Origin of the sequence: uncultured Thiodictyon sp. (assembly GCF_903828115.1) — a bacterium.
Classification (GTDB): Bacteria; Pseudomonadota; Gammaproteobacteria; order Chromatiales; family Chromatiaceae; genus Thiodictyon.
Map to the genome: position 1 here is coordinate 1 of NZ_CAIKKU010000204.1, position 15,537 is coordinate 15,537.

Sequence of the window (15,537 nt, forward strand, 5' to 3'; positions counted from 1 at the left end):
CAGATGAAAGTCATGCCGATCGCTGGCGAGCGAGCCTGCGTAGTCAGGGCTTCCAGCCCTGACTGTTCCAGCCTGGCCAGGCCAGGATGGCCTGGCTACGCAGGGGACTTTCACGGTAAAGCCGCTCCCACAATGTCCCCGCCGGACTTTCACGGTAAAGCCTCGACCTCCGGTCTCCTTGCGGTGCAGACGATGATCGATGCCGCTCAGTCCTCGCGTCGCATTGCCTCCATCAACTCGTCAAAGGTCTCCTGACTCACCGGAATCCGACAGCGTGCCAACGCGTCGATGAACTCCGCGCGCGACAGACCCGCGATCTCCGCCCCTTTTCCCTGGGACACGCGCTGTTGAGCATACAACTGCGTGGCCGCCTCAATACGCATCTCCTGGTCGAACCCGTTCGGTGTCCGACGGAGCGCGGACAGCAGATCGTCACCCAGTTCGATCGATTCGGTCGCCATGTTGGTTTCTCAAAAGCCGAGTGATTTCTTGCGCGCCAAGACCCCATCGACCCAGCGCTTCTCTTCGGTGTGGGCAGGGTAGAGGGCAGAGAGTGCCTGGGCAAGCCCCCAGAACCGCTGATCACGGCCGGCGCCGTCCTCGACCAGGAAGCGCTTGAGGGCCTCGCCGCGGCCGGCGGCGAACAGGATCATGCCCTGGTGGATACGGTCCAGGGCCGTCTCGCCGGCCTTGGGGGCGCCGGTGAGGCCCCAGCCGACCTCATCCTCGCCCTTCTTGAACAGGTCGCCCTGCACAGGCTGCCTATTGCCGTCTCTGCGTGTCGGGGTCTGCGCCTCATCCTTACCGAACAGGTGTTTGGTGCGCTCGGAGACCGGTAGCAGTCGAGCCTGATCGCCCTTGATCTCGACCAGGTGTGGCAGCTCTTCCAGGTGGGCGCCGAGGCCTTGGGCGATCTTGCGGGCGGCGTCGTATTCCAGGGTGAATCCGCCTTTCAGCTTGCCCTTGGCCACGGGTTCCTCGTCGTCCTCTTCACTCCCCTCCCCCCCCGGGGGAGGGGTCGGGGGAGAGGGCGACCCCGCGTTCAGGGTCCACAACCACATGGCGGTGAGTCGTGCATCGGGCTCGAAGCTCGCGGTGTCGGCCCCGGCGAAGACCAGCGACAGGGCCTCCTTGGCGACCGCCGCCCAAACCTGTTCCAGGTACTCCTTGAGCGTCACGGTCTCGCCGCTGGCCTTCTCCACCCGGGCATAGCGCGAGAAGACCTCCAGGGCCGGGCCGAGACAGGCGAAGATGGCGTCCGCGCCGACGACGCCCTCCTCGGCCAGGCGGGGCATCCAGTCGTGGATACGCACCGGCAACTCGGCCAGCACGTCGCGCCAGGCGCCGATGTCATCGGTGCGGACTGAGCCGTGGGAGTCCTCGCGCGGGCGGCAGACCAGATGGACCGAGGAGGCGAGGCGGGATTGGCCTTGGGCCGAGACGCGCGTTTCCATCTCTGTATCGATCGGCCATGATCCCGTGATAATCCAACCCGCATCGACGACAGCCTTCAAAATAGCTTCCCAGCTTGCCGTGGTCTTACTCGCGAAAACGACGGTGCCGACACCAGCGGGACGCAGCACTCGGCGTGCTTCGACAAATGCTTTAGTCAGTTCGCGTTCGTAAAAAGCGATGTCCTTCTTGGATTTACTCAGTACGTGCGGACGGTCAACGACAATTTCATCCTCTTTCGGAACCTCAGACAGCGCGAACAGATCTCCATGGACCTTTGCGAGACTCCGACGCAGCCAAACGTAGAAAAAATCAGAGAGATGGGCGTAAGGAACTGCATCGTAATACGGTGGATCAGTAATCAGTGCATCGGCAGAATCGCTCGGAAGAACATGCTGAGTGGCGGAACACTGAAATATTTGGCCTGTAGTCATAAACGAGTCGAGGCTAGATTCAAGTGCATATGCAGTTCTCTCGAACATGCTGGTCCAAGACCCACTTGAATCTGAAATGACGACCGTCTCTGCAAAATCCCAAACCATGCCAATAGCCTGGCGCCCAAAGAGATTTACGGGACACTCTGCGTCCTGCTTCCATCGCGTCAATGCACAGCCCAGATCGGCCTGCTTGTTTACGGCGAGCCCAAGGATCGTTCGTACTGCGACGGTGAATTCTGGGTCAGCATCCATGCCTGTTTTGTCAATAAGACCAGCGATGGTTGTCAGTGCAAGTAACTGCCGCCGGGTAAAAAGATGCTCCCAAGAAGTCATTCCGTAAATTGGTACACTGATACGGCGAATCTCGTTAAGACAAATCGTTTCGTCGGGAACAAGTCTAATGGCACCGGCATGAATTTTCTCCTTCTGAGTCAACTTCGCAGACGCGGCTTCGACTGCTACCAGATCCTGTCTAGTCGGCAAATGGTAGAATCGTCCTTGTTCTCCTACTCGAAGCGTCGCAACACACATCAAACGAGCGTCGTTTGAACCGCCGGTCCTGATTTTGAGTTGCTCTCGGACGCGTACCACCGGCGTTGTGTATCCGCAGCAGGGGCATGTGGCAGAGCCGCGCTTGACGGTACCGTCCAACTCCGGGTCTTGGATCTTGTATGTCGAATCGTCTTGGCCTACCCAACCGTCACGGCTCTTGTGGATAATCCGAAAGTCCACCCGCTTAGCCGCGGGCCTTGGTATCAATTGCAAGGCAATGGAGCGGGTGGACTTCTTGGCCAGCCAAAGTGAACGGATGAGCGGAACCTCAGCCCCGCAGCCGGGACCCTCACATCGGATGGTCCGCGCCCACAGATAGGCAATGGGCGTCGCCCCGTCCGGGTCCTTGGGATAGAACTCGGCCAACTCCTTCTCGGCCTCGCGCTTGATCCACCCCCCCCACTTGCGGACCTCATCCGCAAGCCGCTGCCCGTACTTGGGGATGTATTCGAGGACGACCTTGTTGAGCAGCACGGCTACCGGATTGAGGTCGCTGGCAAAGGCATCCGCCCCCACGCGCAGTGCCTCCAGCGGGATGGAGCCGCCGCCGGCAAAGGGGTCGACGACCAGCGGGCGGGTACCCGGCACCCCGCCCAAGGACTCATGCGCCGCCTGGGTCAGGGCGCGACTGGTGGCGAGATAGGCGGGGACGGTGGAGTTGTCCCAGTTGGCGAAGTCCGCGATGAAATCGAGCAGCGCCCGGCGCAACACCAGCGGGTCCGCGAGCCGGTCGGGGTCCTTCTGGGTGGCAACCATCCGCGCCGCGCTCTCAGGGCTCGCCAGCCGCAGGTGCTCACGCGCCCAGTGGAGCATCCGCTCCCGCGCGACCTGCCTGAAGGCCGGCGGACACCGGTCATCCGCCGGGTCCGGCCACAGCGCCGCGCAGATCACCGCCCGGCAGGCGGCCAGCGGACGCCGCGCCCACCAGATATGCAGGGTCGAGATATGCCCGTGCCGGATCGATTTCTCGCGCCGCGCATGGGCGGAGATGCGCTTGATCGGCAGATCGACCTCGATCAAACGTTTGGGGTATACGGTCACAAACAGGCGTCTCCATTTTCCAAAGGGCTTGCAAGCCCCGCAGGGGCGTCACATACCAGCCCAGGGCAGCGCCCTGGGTGCTGCATATCACCCTCGCCAGCCCTGAAGGGGCGTGACATCCGGCACGATTGCTGATCGGAGTCTAGGCCGCTTTGTCCAAGGACTGCGGCCGGGCGCGCTTACTCACGGACAGGATCTCGATCCCGACCAGATGCCCGTCGGCATCATAGTCGCCAATGATTCCCGGCTCAATCTCCCTGGTCGTCATTACCTCCACCGGAGAGATTTCAAAATACGCGGCATCCGCCGCCGGGTCAAATTCGAGCTTCATGGCAATGTCACCTCGTCGTCGAAATAGGCTGTGACGATAGATATTGGATCAACGGTCTCGTTGTAGATCACACGCAAGACCCGAAAAGCCCGCTCGGGGACCGGATAGAGAACATGCACCAAACTGTCATCTTCCGCATCATTCTCGATGCGCGCGGGACTATCCAGCGCTTGCCGTATCCAATCGACCTGAATCCTACGCTTAAGGCAGCGTTTTCGTGCATGGTCAGATAACATCAACTCCATCGTCATTTTAGCTCTACTGGCTCTCCGCCGCGAGAATCTGCTCCGCGCCGACATGGTAGTGTTCGATCTGAACCACCGGTTGCCAACCCAGGCGCGCCGGGTCCTGCACCAGATGGACCTTGGGCGTCGTCGCACAAGTGAACACCGCGTAAAGCCAGTAATCCCGCTTCAGGCGTTCCGCGGTCTTGTACTCGTTGCTCGTCAGGGCGATGTCCCCGACCGCGGCGCGCCCCTTTACCTCGATGAAGCGCACTTCGACGGCCGTCGCGGGGTCTTCCGGATGCGGCCGTCGGGAGATCAGGTCAAAGCCGCGGTTCTCCTGCTCCACGCTCTCCACCACCCAACCGCGTGCAGTCTCGTGAGCGATCACCGCTGCGACTGCGATCCGCTCGATTTCTTCATCCCGCACCATCGGGGCGATACCCGGGGATTGGCGCTGCGGATGCGGCAACACCCAGGCCCGGCCGTGATGCTGGATATCGGCGATGGTGCAGTGCCGCTCGCGATCCAGATCAGTCAGCCGGGATTCGCGTCGGTGATTCAGCTCATCAAGCCGTTCCTCACTGCGCTTGAGCGCTGGCCTGAGATTGACCTCCCCCGCCTCGGTGCGCAGATGCAGGTCGGCGTACTTCAGGCTTTCCCTGTTGATCAAGGCGTTGAGACTGATCTCCAGATGGCGGCGGACGATATCTGTCTCCTTGAGGCGCTCGTCGGCGACCTCATGGAGCAGCGGATCAAGGGCTTGCTCGATCAATGCCTGCTTGACCTGGGCATCGCCCGCGAAGGTCGCGCCGTCAGGGATTGTATGCCCCGATTCACCTGCAACCAGGTCGAGAAACAGGGTCGGCTGTCGGATGTTGAGCCGACCATCGGCCTCCGACTCCACGACGAAAATGCGGCGATGCACGACGTTGCCGCGACCGTCTTTGACGGCGCCGGAGAAGCAGTCCAGCCGGGCCGGAGTGGCACGGTGGATGTCATAGAAGACCGCGCCCCGCTGTAAGTCTTTGCCAGTCTTCCCGGCCAGGTCCTCGCGCACCGCCTCGAATAGCGGATGTCCGGGCGTGACCCATTCCAGGGTCGCGTCGCGCTCCAGGAACGACTTGTCGAAGACGATCTGACCATAGTCCCGGCCCAACCGACCGAAACGGGGTTCCAGGCGTTCTCCGACACCCCAAAGGCCGCGGGGGACCTTGCCGATCTGATAGATGTGGGCGTCCTTGCGCACGCCCTTGGTACTCACTGCCTTCGTGCTCAGACCGGCGATCGGGCTCGCCTGGAGAAAGAAGTCCTCGATCACTTCGGGCACCAGGCGTCGCTCCTTGGCCGCCGCGGACCGACCGATGATGGCCGATAGATTGAGCTCGCGCTTGGCGAGCCCCTCCAGGGTGGAATGGGTGATGGAGCGGAAGCGTTCGGTATCCACTTCTTTGATGATGCGCTCCTTGATGGCGGCCTCGGTCTGATTGCGGGCATACATCTCGCGCACCATGCGCTCCAGGAAGTTGACCGGAAACACGTCGCCCAGGACGTTGAAGACTGAACCGGTCTGCTTGGGGTCCAGGTCCTGTTCGATTTTCTGTATGCGCTCGAAGAGCTTGGCCATGACGCGGCCTTCGCGGGTGCTGATCGCCACGAAGTTGATGATGAGACAATCCTTATCCTGGCCGTAGCGATGGATACGGCCCATGCGCTGCTCGAGGCGCACCGGATTCCATGGGATGTCGTAGTTGATCATGAACCAGCAGAACTGGAGGTTGATCCCTTCGCCGGCCGCCTCGGTCGCCACCATGACCTGGGCCGACTCGCGAAAGGCCCGCTCGGCGTGAATGCGGGTGCCGGGGGTGTCCCGGTCGCCGATCTTCATGCCGCCGTGGATTTGGGTGACGGTGAGGCCCCAGGCGGCGAGCTTACCCACCAGGTAATCGAGCGTTTCTTTGTGTTCGGTGAAGATGAGCAGCTTCATCTTGGGGTCGCTGAAGACCCCTTGTTCAGTGATGACGGCCTGAAGCTTGGTGAGCTTGGTCTCGATGGCGCGCGCTTCAAGTACGCCCGCCTCAGTGATCAGCCTGGTCAACCGGGCGATCTCGTCGCGTAGTGAGGCGGGGTCGATGCTCGGTACAATCTCCTCCAGGCGCAGCATGAGGTCCTGCTGTTCATCGTCGGGCAGATCCTCGAAGTCCTCTGGAATGCGCTTGAGGATTTGCTCCTGCCGGTAGGCATTCGGATCGGCCAGGATGCGCTCGCGGGTCGCCTTCATTCGCTCCAGGCTGCGACGTACCGCATAGACGCTGGAGGCAAAGCGACGCTGCAGCATAGCCATGGTGAAGCCGAGCGCCCGGCCGCGGGCACTGTCGTCCTCCGACGCCTTGATGGACTGATCTTCGACGTAGCGCGTCAGCTCGTCATAGAAATCCATCTCTTCGGGGTTGAGTTTGAACGGTGCCGTCTGGACCTTGCGGCGGGTGAAGAGTTGGTGCACTTCACCCGTTTCCGGGTCGGGGAAGGAGACGAGCGCCTCCTTGATCCGCCGCAGATAGAAGGGCGCCTCATGTTCCCGCATCGCCTCTTCGAGACTGGTGATGTCGCCATACACGTCCTTGTCGAGCAACTCCAGGAAGAGCCTGAAGTTCTCCGGATCGCCCTTGTGGGGCGTGGCGGTCATGAGCAGGAAATGGTCGGTCATTGCGGAGAGATGCTCTCCGAGTTGATAGGCCAGGGTCTTCTTGTCGCGGCTTCCGGCGCTCATCTTGTGGGCCTCATCCACGATGATGAGGTCCCAGTCGCTGCGCAGCAGGCTCTCACGGGCATCCTCGATGCGCGAGACCCAGGAAACCGAGGTCACGACCTGGTCGCGCTCCTGCCAGGGGTTCATGCCGTAGTTGGCGCGCAAGGTGTCGCCGCGGATGACCTCGAACGACTCACGGAACTTGTCGCGCAGTTCGCGTTGCCACTGAAAGGTCAGGTTGGCCGGGGCGACGATCAGGATGCGGCGGATCAGGCCGCGGATCTTCAGTTCCTTGATCAGCAGCCCGGCCATGATGGTCTTGCCCGCGCCAGGATCATCGGCCAGTAGAAAACGGATGCGCGGCACCCGCAGAAAATACTCGTAGACCGCCTCCAACTGGTGCGGGAGTGGATCGACCCGGGCGATGGAGAGGCTGAAATAGGGGTCGTACTCGTAGGCGAGCCCCAGGCGCATGGCCTCGACGCCGAGACGGAATCGCTTGGCATCGCCATCGAACGGGGCCTGCTCGGGAGGGGCCGTCAGGAGCGCGATCTGTTCCCGGCTGAGGATCGGGTCGTGGAACTGTCCGGTCTCCAGGCCCTTTCCCAGAATCTGGGTCGAGCCCCCCATGGGGATCACCGCGACGACCTGGATCGGCTCGGGGATGACAGGGCCGCGGATGATGACACCGGGCTTGAGGTCTGCGGGTTCCATTGATGTCTTACCGGCCATGTTGAGCCGCCCGATCCGTAGCCACTCACCGCGGGCCTCTCTGGGGGCTCGCGCGGGCTACCAACGATGCCAGCGAGTGTAATCCGGTCCGTCGCTCAGGGCGAGACCGATGCGGTGGCGCATGGCCATCTCGTCGGCGAAGCCGCCCGCGGTCTCATTCGACCCAACGTAGTAGAGGCGAAAGCCGCCGTCCGGCATCGGCACGACGCAGGGCGTACCCACCGCGAAGGCGTCCCAGCGGCCGGAGGCGCACGGGGCGTGAGCAAAGACCGAGCCGTCGGGCTCGGGTCCGGGTTGCCTGACCCACAGCACCGCGTCCTGCGAGGTGGCCAGTCCGATCGAACGGTGGCCGTCGGCGGCGACGCCCTCGTAGAACATCAGATAGTGGCCGTCGTGGTGGATGACGTGCCGCGTGCCCACCCCGCCGGCATCGAAGGTCCCGGGGGCGCCGGCCCCGAACACCTCGCCCCGCTTGGACCAGTTGAGCCCGTCCGCCGACTCGGCCAGGCAGACGACGAAGCGCATCCGGGCCGGGTCCAGGCTGTGGTACCAGAGGCGCCAGACCCCGTCGGGACACTCCAGGACCTGGGGCCAGGCGCACAGGGCCGCGTCGGGCTCACCGGGCGCGCCGAAATCGAGCAAAGCGCCCCGATAGGGTCCCTCGACGCGCGACCAGTGCAGTCCGTCGCGGGAGATGGCGCAACCCGGACGCAGGTTCAGGCCCTTGACCGCGAACTGCCCGAAGGTCTGGCGACTGTGGTCGCCGCCGAAGTACCACATCCAGTAGAGACCGTCGCGCTGCTGCACGTCGCTCAGGCCCGCATGGGCGGAGTCGAAGCGCGCCGGGTCCGGGTGGGCCTCGAAGATGGCCCCGCCGGTCAGCGGCCCCGGCACCCGCTGCCAGGTCAGACCGTCGGTGGACTGCGCCAGACCGCAACGGCCGGTCGGCAGGTTGATCTCCCGGTCGAATTGGGTGTCGCGCCCGTAGTACCACATCCGCCAGGTCCCCTCAGGCCCGCGCAGCACGCGCGGCCCCGAGACCCGCTCATCGTCCCAGGCACCGGCCGGTCCAGGCCCGAACAGCAACCCCGCGGGGCGCTCGGCAGCGTCTGGCACGTCGTCCTGATTTGCGTTCATTTGCGGACCTCTCCTCTTGCACTTGCACTTGCGAGCGAGACCCAGGCGCCCCGCTTTACCGTGAAAGTCGCGCCGGGAGCGCGCTCCCATTCCCCCTCTCCCTCTGGGAGAGGGCGGGGTGAGGGAACGGCCATGGCGACCGCCACTTTCATTTCTCGGGATGGCGCGGGCGCCATGGCCATTAGCGGGTAATGAGGACCGGATCCCCCGGACGCAAGCGCGAGAACAGGAACTGAGCGTCCGACCCGCGCAGCCGCACGCATCCGTGAGAGGCTGGGTAGCCCGGCAGTCGGCCCTGGTGGATGAAATAGTTGCTCTGGAACTGGATCGCATAGGGCATGGACGCCGGTCGGCCGTCAGGGCCGGCATAGCGGCTGGAGACCTTATGGCGCTGCTTGCTCAAGACCCGGAAGGAGCCCCCCGGGGTCCCGTAGCCGCGCTTGCCGGAGGACACCGGGCCGGTGCGCAGCACCTGCCCGCCCTCGGCATAGGTGAAGCGCTGCGCGCCCAGATGGATGCTGAGCCGGCGCGACGGGCCTGAGGGCAGGACCGGTTCCTTTTTGCCGGGTGCCGACGACTCCCCAGGGGCCGGGCCGACCGCCCCCGCCTGATCGGCGGCGCCGTCCGGCGTTGCCGTCGGGCTCGCCGCGGAGTCGGCCGGGGCGTTCGTGGGGGCGCCCGCGAGCCCGGCATCCGCGGGTGGGGCGGCGACCGGCGCGGGTGGGCTGGTCGTCGGGGTCCCGAAGGGGTTTTGGGCCAGGCACTCTGCCAGGGGCAAGGCGGCGACCAGCAGGGCGGTAGCCAAACGGAAGCCGAGCCAATTCATGTATTTCATCACCACACCCGCGTTATTGCGTAATCGTCGAACAGCGGGTCGACTGACACCAGGGTCAGTCCGTCGCACTTTGCCTGGGCGATCAGGAAGCGGCGATCGAATGGATGTAGTCCTCGAACCCGTCCGGGATAGCGTCGAAATCGGGCGCCATCCAGAGCAATTGGCCTTTCCCTGAGCCAGGCCGCCGGGCACGCCGGGGGGCCTGCACCGGGATCAGCCGAACCAAGGGGGTATTGCCCCGGGCGATGATGACCTCTTCGCCGGCCAGGGCCCGGCGAGTGAGTTCGGAGAGCTGGGCCTTGGCCTCGGCGATGTTGTATTGGCTCACAGGGCCCTCTGGGGTCGATGCCATGGTGGTCATTCTAGATGACTAACAGCGGCTGGGAAAGGGCGCGCTTTCTGGACCGGGGGCTTGGGTGTTGACCTTGACCATCGCCGCGGGCGGCGGGGCTCGGCGCGCGGCGCTCGGTCCGCACAGCGGACCCTACGGCGGCGTGATCGCGGTGGCCGGATCCTGGCCGCGGCGCGCAGGACCCTCGCCCGCCTGGCGTAGGTCGCGAATTTGCGTTAATTTGCGTTCATTTGCGGACAATAGTCCCCCCGGCATGACCGAACGCAGCCCTCCCTACCAGGCCCACCCGCCGCCCGAGCACCTCTCGGGCTCCATCGAGCGCGTGACCTTCCACAGCGAGCAGAGCGGGTTCTGCGTCCTGCGGGTCAAGGTCCGCGGGCAGCGGGACTTGGTGACGGTGATCGGCTCGGCGGCCAGCGTGACCCCGGGCGAGTACCTGGAGTGCCAGGGCGAGTGGGTCAATGACCGGCAGCACGGGCTCCAGTTCAAGGCGCTGCAACTGCGCTCGGTCCCGCCCTCCACCCTCGAGGGGATCGAGCGCTATCTGGGCTCCGGGATGGTCAAGGGCATCGGCCCCCACTTCGCCCGCAAGCTGGTGCACGCCTTCGGGGAGCGGGTCTTCGACGTGATCGAGGACAACCCGGACGAACTGCGCAAGCTCCCCGGCATCGGCCCCAAGCGGCAGGCGCGGGTCACCGGCGCCTGGGCCGAGCAGAAGGTGATCCGCGAGATCATGGTCTTTCTCCAGTCCCACGGGGTCGGCACCGCGCGCGCGGTGCGCATCTACAAGACCTATGGGGACGCGTCGGTCGCCCGGGTGACCGAGAACCCCTATCGGCTGGCGCTCGACATCCACGGCATCGGCTTCAAGACCGCGGACGCCATCGCCCAGCGGCTGGGGATCGCGGCGGACTCGCTGATCCGCGCCCAGGCGGGGGTGCGCCACTGCCTGCAGGAGGTCGCCGGCAACGGTCACTGCGCCGCCTACCGGGAGGCCCTGGCCGAGCAGGCGGTCGCACTCCTCACCATCCCGGCACCCGTCATCGAGCAGGCGATCCGCGCCGAGGTCCGCGAGGGCAACCTGATCGAGGAGCCGATCGACGCGCGCCCGGCCCTCTTTCTCACGGCCTTGCAGCGCGCCGAGCAGGGCATCGCGGCCGGCGTGCGGCGGCTGCAGCTGCGCCTGCCGGTCTGGGGCCACATCGACCCCGAGCGGGCCATCCCCTGGGTCGAGGGGCGCACCGGGCTCGCCCTGTCCCCCTCCCAGCGCAGCGCGGTGGCCGCCGCCATCAAGGGCAAGGTCACGGTCATCACCGGCGGCCCCGGGGTGGGCAAGACCACGGTGGTGCGCTCCATCCTGGACATCCTCGCCGCCAAGGGGGTGGAGATGCTGCTGTGCGCACCGACCGGGCGCGCCGCCAAGCGCCTGGCCGAGTCGACCGGGCGGGAGGCGCGCACCATCCACCGGGTGCTGGAATTCGACCCCAAGGCAATGGCCTTCAAGCATGACCAATACTCGCAGCTCAAGACGCACCTGCTGGTGGTCGACGAGTGCTCCATGGTCGATACGGCCCTGATGAACCAACTCCTGCGCGCGGTACCGACCCCGGCCGCGGTGCTGCTGGTGGGTGACGTGGATCAATTGCCCTCGGTAGGGCCGGGCTCGGTGCTCGCCGACCTGATCGCCTCCGGGGCGATCCCGACCTGCCGCCTGACCGAGGTCTTCCGCCAGGCGGCGGCGTCGCGGATCATCGTCAATGCGCATCGGATCAACGCCGGGCGGCTGCCGGAGCACGCGCACGAGGGGCCGGCGGACAGCGACTTCTATCTCATCCCCTGCAACAGCGCCGAGGAGATCCAGGACCGGCTGCTGCGGGTGGTGCTGGAGCGCATCCCGCAGCGCTTCGGCCTGGACCCGGTGGCCGACGTCCAGGTGCTGACCCCGATGAACCGGGGCGGACTCGGGGCACGCTCACTCAATGTCGCGCTGCAACAGCGTTTGAACCCCAGCGCCGCGCCCCGGGTGACCCGCTTCGGCTGGACCTATGCCCCGGGGGACAAGGTCATCCAGCTCATCAACAACTATGACAAGGAGGTCTTCAACGGCGACCTCGGGCGCATCGCCGCCATCGACGAGGAGGAGGGTCTGGTCCAGGTGGTGATCGACGGGCGGCGGGTGGAGTATGAGTTCGGCGAACTCGACGAGTTGTCGCTCGCCTATGCCACCTCGATCCACAAGGCCCAGGGGTCCGAATACCCGGCGGTGGTGATCCCGCTGGCGATGCAGCATTACATGCTGCTGGAGCGTAATCTGCTCTATACCGCCGTCACCCGCGGCCGGCGGCTGGTGGTGCTGATCGCCGAACCCCGGGCCCTGGCGATGGCGGTCAAGCGGGTCGGGTCCAACCTGCGGTTGACCAAGTTGCGGCAGCGCTTGATCGAGGCGGCGGCCGACGCACCCGCCGTTGAGGACGAAGCGCAGTAGCGTAATGATTCGGCCACCAATACAGACCAACCGGAGGTCGAGGCTTCAGCCGGCCGAGGTCCGAGCGGGAGACCAGCCGCCTCAAGCGGGCGCTGCCGGCTGAAGCCTCGACCTCCGGTTGGGGGCAACGGGCCTGGGTCTAAGTAACGAGTCAAAAGCAAGTTCAACAGAATCGTCGTTGTCGTTGTCGTAATCGGAGAAGCGATGCACTTTGGGGTGCGAGAGAATCCGGGGCGCTACGATAATCTCGACAACGACAACGACAACGACAACGAAGATGGTGCTATAGCCAGTCCCTAATAGAATTGTTTAACTTATTTGTGAACCGCTCCTAATCTCCGTTTGAGGCTGGTGAAACCGCTGCGCGGCGCGCAACGGCGCCTCACAGCAGCCGCCGGGTCAACAACGTCTGCATCTCCCGCCGACCATCGGCCACCAGGTAGACGTAGACGCCATCCCCGAGCACGCGATAGACGATGCGATAGGGTTTGAAGTGGACCTCACGGTACTCGCGAATACCCAGTTTAACCAACTCCTTCGGGTGACCTCCCCGCTCCGGAAGGTCGGCCAACCCTGCGATGACCGCCTCCAGTCGATCCAAGACATCATGCGCCTTGGCCGGACTGTCGTAGTCAGCGATGTAATCGAAGATGCCATACAGATCCCGCGTCGCATCCTCTGTGACGAAGACCTCATAGGACATCAGCCAGGATTCCGCAACCGGGCAAAGACATCGCGTGCGCGCTCGACCCGCCCCTCCTCGATCTGACGGTTACCGAGCGCGAGGATCTTCAACAAGGCCAACGTCTCCTGCGTCTCCTCGAAGGAGCGAACATCCTGCATCACAACCTTGGCCTCACCGTTTTGGGTGATGACCAGCGGCTCGCGCTCGTCCATGAGTTGCCGGACGACCGCGGCGGTATGGGCCTTCAGGTGACTGATAGGTTTGATATTAGTGGAAAGTTTCATGGTCTGTGACTGGCTGGTGGTACCATATTCAGGCTGATTTTAGACCCATCGCCCGGAATCTACCATCGTTCCCCGCTTGCGCTGGACCCAAACCGGCGCTGGCGGAAGCTTCCTGAACAACGACAAAGCCCGCCGTGGTAGGCTTTATCAGATACGAATCCCCCTCGGAGCGCGATACCCATGCAACAACTCACCCCCGCAGGCCAGCACCTGGTCGCTGAACTGGCGCAACGCCACGGCTTCAGCATCGACGCGGTCACGACCATGCTCTTCGCCGTGCGCAACGGCAACGGGTCCATGGCCCAGTTCAGCCACCCGGAGTTCGGCGGCGGCGGCCAGTGGATGCAGGGCGGGATGCTGATGCTCGGCGACATGTTCAACCAGGCACTGAAGGGCCGCGTGGACGCACTGTGCAACGACATCTCGGGCCTGCTCGCCCGCCAGCCGGGGCTGCTGCAGACCGGCAGCTTCCAGTCCCAGAGTCAGGGCGGGGCCGGCTACCAGAACCAGACGACGGGGGGCTACCCCGGCCAATCGAGCCTCTTCGTCCCGGACCCGGCCCAGCACTGGTGGCCCGCGGAACTGGGCTCACCCAGTGCCACCGGCGCCCAGAATCAGGTGAAGTACGCCTATTTCGCCGCGCTCCGGCGCCTGGCGGTGGACACCGGCGGGGAGTGCTGGGTCTACGACACCCAGGACCAACAGATCGGCGGCTTCTCCCAGCAGCAGGGCAGCGGGTCCTCCATCACCTTTACCAGCCAGTACGGCACGGTCAACCTGGCGACCCTGCCGGTGGTCTCGCGGGGGCCATCGGCGCGCTGAACAGGAGCGGGGGCGTCCCGCCCCCGTTGGCCGCGGCGGGGCGGGACGCCCCGACTCCTGGTGGGTCGCGCCTCAAAACCGGATCACCGGCCCCTGCCGCTCACCCGGCGGCACCACCCGGGCGCGCGCCAGGGCCGCAGGCGCCGGACCCCAGCCGCGACTGGCGGTAACCCCGGGGTGCAGGCGCAGGAGGTTGAGCAGGCGCTTGGCCCAGCCGTAGACCCGAAAAAAACGGACCACACGGGCGCACTGTGCGGCGCTCGGCGGTTCCCGGGCACAGATCAGCTTATCATCATAGAGACCCCGGTCCATGAGGCCGACCGCCCCGTGGGCGGCGACCCGCACCCGGCTCCCGCGGGCCAGGCGCGGACCCAGGACCACGGCATCGAGCAGGTCGCCCTCCAGCCCGAGCAGACCGGGCACCGAGCCGTAGTTGTACGGACAGGGCAGCGGCGAGATAAAATCCAGGGACCCGTCGGAGCCGCGTTTGAGGAAGCTGCCGCGGGGGATTTCAATCACGACCTCGACCAAGGGGGCGGCCAAGGACCGGGCACAGGCAACGTCGGCGCGCTCGGGAATTTTGGTTCTTACCGGCGCAGAACCCACATCAGTCTGATCAAGCATGGTCAGTTTGTCACGCGTCGGGCCGGTGCCCGGCGCTCCCAGGTGAGTCATTATGATCTCGGTCGCCGCCTACCTGGAAAACGAGAAGGTCGCGGATCTCAAGAGCGAGTATGTGAACGGTGAGTACCTTCCGATGGTGGGTGCCAGCCGTGTGCACGACCAACTGTGCGTACGTCTGGCCCGTCTGCTGCGGGGACAACTGACCGGATCACCCTACCGCCTGTTCCGCCCCACAGTGAAGGTACACGTCCGGGGCGCGGGCGACGAGCGATTCTACTACCCGGACCTTCAGGTCAGTGGTGGCGAGGGCGCCGAATACCCGGACTTTCTGGAGGCGCCCAAGCTGATCCTGGAGGTGATGTCCGCGGCCAGCGAACGGCGGGACCGGGAGGAGAAGGCCCCGGCCTACCGCCGCATCGAGGGTCTCGAAGAGTTGGTCCTGATCGCCCACCAGGCGCGGCGCGTCGAGGTGTGGCGGCGCGCGCTCGACTGGACGCTGGAGACGGTGAGCGGCACCGACACCCTGCGGCTGCGCAGCCTCGGTTGCGCGATCCCGCTGGAACAGATCTATGGGGGACTGGCCCTGCCCGGGGGCTGAGCCCGGGGCGCAATAATGCCGGACTACCTCAGATCGCCGACCGCCCCCGCTTGCCGCTAGGGGTGCGATCAGAACTGTTGTGTTAACACACATGTCGTAGGATACGCATCGCGTACCCTGCATCTACAGCTACCGGACGTTCTCACGGACCGGGCGTCGTTGTCGTTGTCGTTGTCGTAATCGTGGTCGGATTATTC

General features: G+C 64.9%; 14 protein-coding genes. 3 read left to right on the plus strand and 11 right to left on the minus strand.

Translation table 11 applies throughout. The annotated features are described in order from the left end of the window. Positions 1-206 precede the first annotated feature (206 nt). From QZY48_RS07490 to QZY48_RS07525, 8 genes are all read right to left on the minus strand, one after another. Positions 207-461 (minus strand): UPF0175 family protein, encoded by a 255-nt coding sequence (locus QZY48_RS07490; protein ID WP_295429690.1) that lies wholly within the window; start codon positions 459-461, stop codon positions 207-209. Between the two features lie 9 nt (positions 462-470). Next, complete coding sequence (locus QZY48_RS07495) at positions 471-3,461, minus strand: DUF1156 domain-containing protein (protein ID WP_295429692.1); 2,991 nt, start codon at positions 3,459-3,461, stop codon at positions 471-473. Positions 3,462-3,624: 163 nt separating this feature from the next. Beyond that, a complete protein-coding gene (locus QZY48_RS07500; RefSeq protein WP_295429695.1) occupies positions 3,625-3,813 on the minus strand; it encodes a DUF2283 domain-containing protein in 189 nt (62 codons plus the stop codon). Further along, on the minus strand, positions 3,810-4,064 hold the full coding sequence (locus QZY48_RS07505) for a DUF4258 domain-containing protein (protein WP_295429697.1): 255 nt from the start codon (positions 4,062-4,064) through the stop codon (positions 3,810-3,812). Before QZY48_RS07505 ends, QZY48_RS07500 begins: the two co-directional genes overlap by 4 nt. A gap of 7 nt (positions 4,065-4,071) precedes the next feature. Further along, entirely contained in the window at positions 4,072-7,500 is a 3,429-nt protein-coding gene (locus tag QZY48_RS07510; RefSeq protein WP_295429700.1) for a helicase-related protein, read from the minus strand. 75 nt (positions 7,501-7,575) lie between these two features. After that, complete coding sequence (locus QZY48_RS07515; RefSeq protein WP_295429702.1) at positions 7,576-8,655, minus strand: glycosyl hydrolase; 1,080 nt, start codon at positions 8,653-8,655, stop codon at positions 7,576-7,578. A 181-nt stretch (positions 8,656-8,836) separates the two neighbouring features. After that, complete coding sequence (locus QZY48_RS07520; protein ID WP_295429705.1) at positions 8,837-9,490, minus strand: L,D-transpeptidase; 654 nt, start codon at positions 9,488-9,490, stop codon at positions 8,837-8,839. Between the two features lie 82 nt (positions 9,491-9,572). Then, on the minus strand, positions 9,573-9,842 hold the full coding sequence (locus QZY48_RS07525) for a type II toxin-antitoxin system Phd/YefM family antitoxin (RefSeq protein WP_295429708.1): 270 nt from the start codon (positions 9,840-9,842) through the stop codon (positions 9,573-9,575). Between the two features lie 253 nt (positions 9,843-10,095). Here QZY48_RS07525 and QZY48_RS07530 point away from each other — a divergent pair, with 253 nt between their 5' ends. Next, positions 10,096-12,327 carry an ATP-dependent RecD-like DNA helicase gene (locus tag QZY48_RS07530; RefSeq protein ID WP_295429711.1) on the plus strand — a complete coding sequence of 744 codons (2,232 nt, stop codon included), beginning with the start codon at positions 10,096-10,098 and terminating at the stop codon, positions 12,325-12,327. 382 nt (positions 12,328-12,709) lie between these two features. Here QZY48_RS07530 and QZY48_RS07535 read toward each other — a convergent pair whose 3' ends face one another. Together QZY48_RS07535 and QZY48_RS07540 are read right to left on the minus strand one after the other, a co-directional pair. Beyond that, positions 12,710-13,030 carry a type II toxin-antitoxin system RelE/ParE family toxin gene (locus tag QZY48_RS07535; RefSeq protein ID WP_295429713.1) on the minus strand — a complete coding sequence of 107 codons (321 nt, stop codon included), beginning with the start codon at positions 13,028-13,030 and terminating at the stop codon, positions 12,710-12,712. Then, a complete protein-coding gene (locus QZY48_RS07540) occupies positions 13,030-13,296 on the minus strand; it encodes a type II toxin-antitoxin system Phd/YefM family antitoxin (protein WP_295429715.1) in 267 nt (88 codons plus the stop codon). Before QZY48_RS07540 ends, QZY48_RS07535 begins: the two co-directional genes overlap by 1 nt. Before the next feature lie 180 nt (positions 13,297-13,476). Between QZY48_RS07540 and QZY48_RS07545 the strand changes: the two genes are divergently transcribed. Next, entirely contained in the window at positions 13,477-14,118 is a 642-nt protein-coding gene (locus tag QZY48_RS07545; protein WP_100921870.1) for a hypothetical protein, read from the plus strand. Positions 14,119-14,190: 72 nt separating this feature from the next. Here the strand turns inward: QZY48_RS07545 and QZY48_RS07550 are convergent, their stop codons facing one another. Beyond that, the gene (locus QZY48_RS07550; protein WP_295429720.1) at positions 14,191-14,649 is read right to left on the minus strand and encodes an inorganic diphosphatase; all 459 of its coding nucleotides are present in this window, start codon (positions 14,647-14,649) and stop codon (positions 14,191-14,193) included. 145 nt (positions 14,650-14,794) lie between these two features. On the opposite strand from QZY48_RS07550, the gene QZY48_RS07555 reads away from it, so the two are divergent. Beyond that, on the plus strand, positions 14,795-15,340 hold the full coding sequence (locus QZY48_RS07555) for a Uma2 family endonuclease (RefSeq protein WP_295429723.1): 546 nt from the start codon (positions 14,795-14,797) through the stop codon (positions 15,338-15,340). Positions 15,341-15,537 lie beyond the last annotated feature (197 nt).

What these genes read in the sequence shown, in the direction of transcription:
- QZY48_RS07490 (WP_295429690.1), bottom strand. Translation starts at nt 461, where the DNA reads ATGGCGACCGAATCGATCGAACTGGGTGACGATCTGCTGTCCGCGCTC.
- QZY48_RS07500 (WP_295429695.1), bottom strand. Translation starts at nt 3,813, where the DNA reads ATGAAGCTCGAATTTGACCCGGCGGCGGATGCCGCGTATTTTGAAATC.
- QZY48_RS07505 (WP_295429697.1), bottom strand. Translation starts at nt 4,064, where the DNA reads ATGACGATGGAGTTGATGTTATCTGACCATGCACGAAAACGCTGCCTT.
- QZY48_RS07510 (WP_295429700.1), bottom strand. Translation starts at nt 7,500, where the DNA reads ATGGAACCCGCAGACCTCAAGCCCGGTGTCATCATCCGCGGCCCTGTC.
- QZY48_RS07515 (WP_295429702.1), bottom strand. Translation starts at nt 8,655, where the DNA reads ATGAACGCAAATCAGGACGACGTGCCAGACGCTGCCGAGCGCCCCGCG.
- QZY48_RS07520 (WP_295429705.1), bottom strand. Translation starts at nt 9,490, where the DNA reads ATGAAATACATGAATTGGCTCGGCTTCCGTTTGGCTACCGCCCTGCTG.
- QZY48_RS07525 (WP_295429708.1), bottom strand. Translation starts at nt 9,842, where the DNA reads ATGGCATCGACCCCAGAGGGCCCTGTGAGCCAATACAACATCGCCGAG.
- QZY48_RS07530 (WP_295429711.1), top strand. Translation starts at nt 10,096, where the DNA reads ATGACCGAACGCAGCCCTCCCTACCAGGCCCACCCGCCGCCCGAGCAC.
- QZY48_RS07535 (WP_295429713.1), bottom strand. Translation starts at nt 13,030, where the DNA reads ATGTCCTATGAGGTCTTCGTCACAGAGGATGCGACGCGGGATCTGTAT.
- QZY48_RS07540 (WP_295429715.1), bottom strand. Translation starts at nt 13,296, where the DNA reads ATGAAACTTTCCACTAATATCAAACCTATCAGTCACCTGAAGGCCCAT.
- QZY48_RS07545 (WP_100921870.1), top strand. Translation starts at nt 13,477, where the DNA reads ATGCAACAACTCACCCCCGCAGGCCAGCACCTGGTCGCTGAACTGGCG.
- QZY48_RS07555 (WP_295429723.1), top strand. Translation starts at nt 14,795, where the DNA reads ATGATCTCGGTCGCCGCCTACCTGGAAAACGAGAAGGTCGCGGATCTC.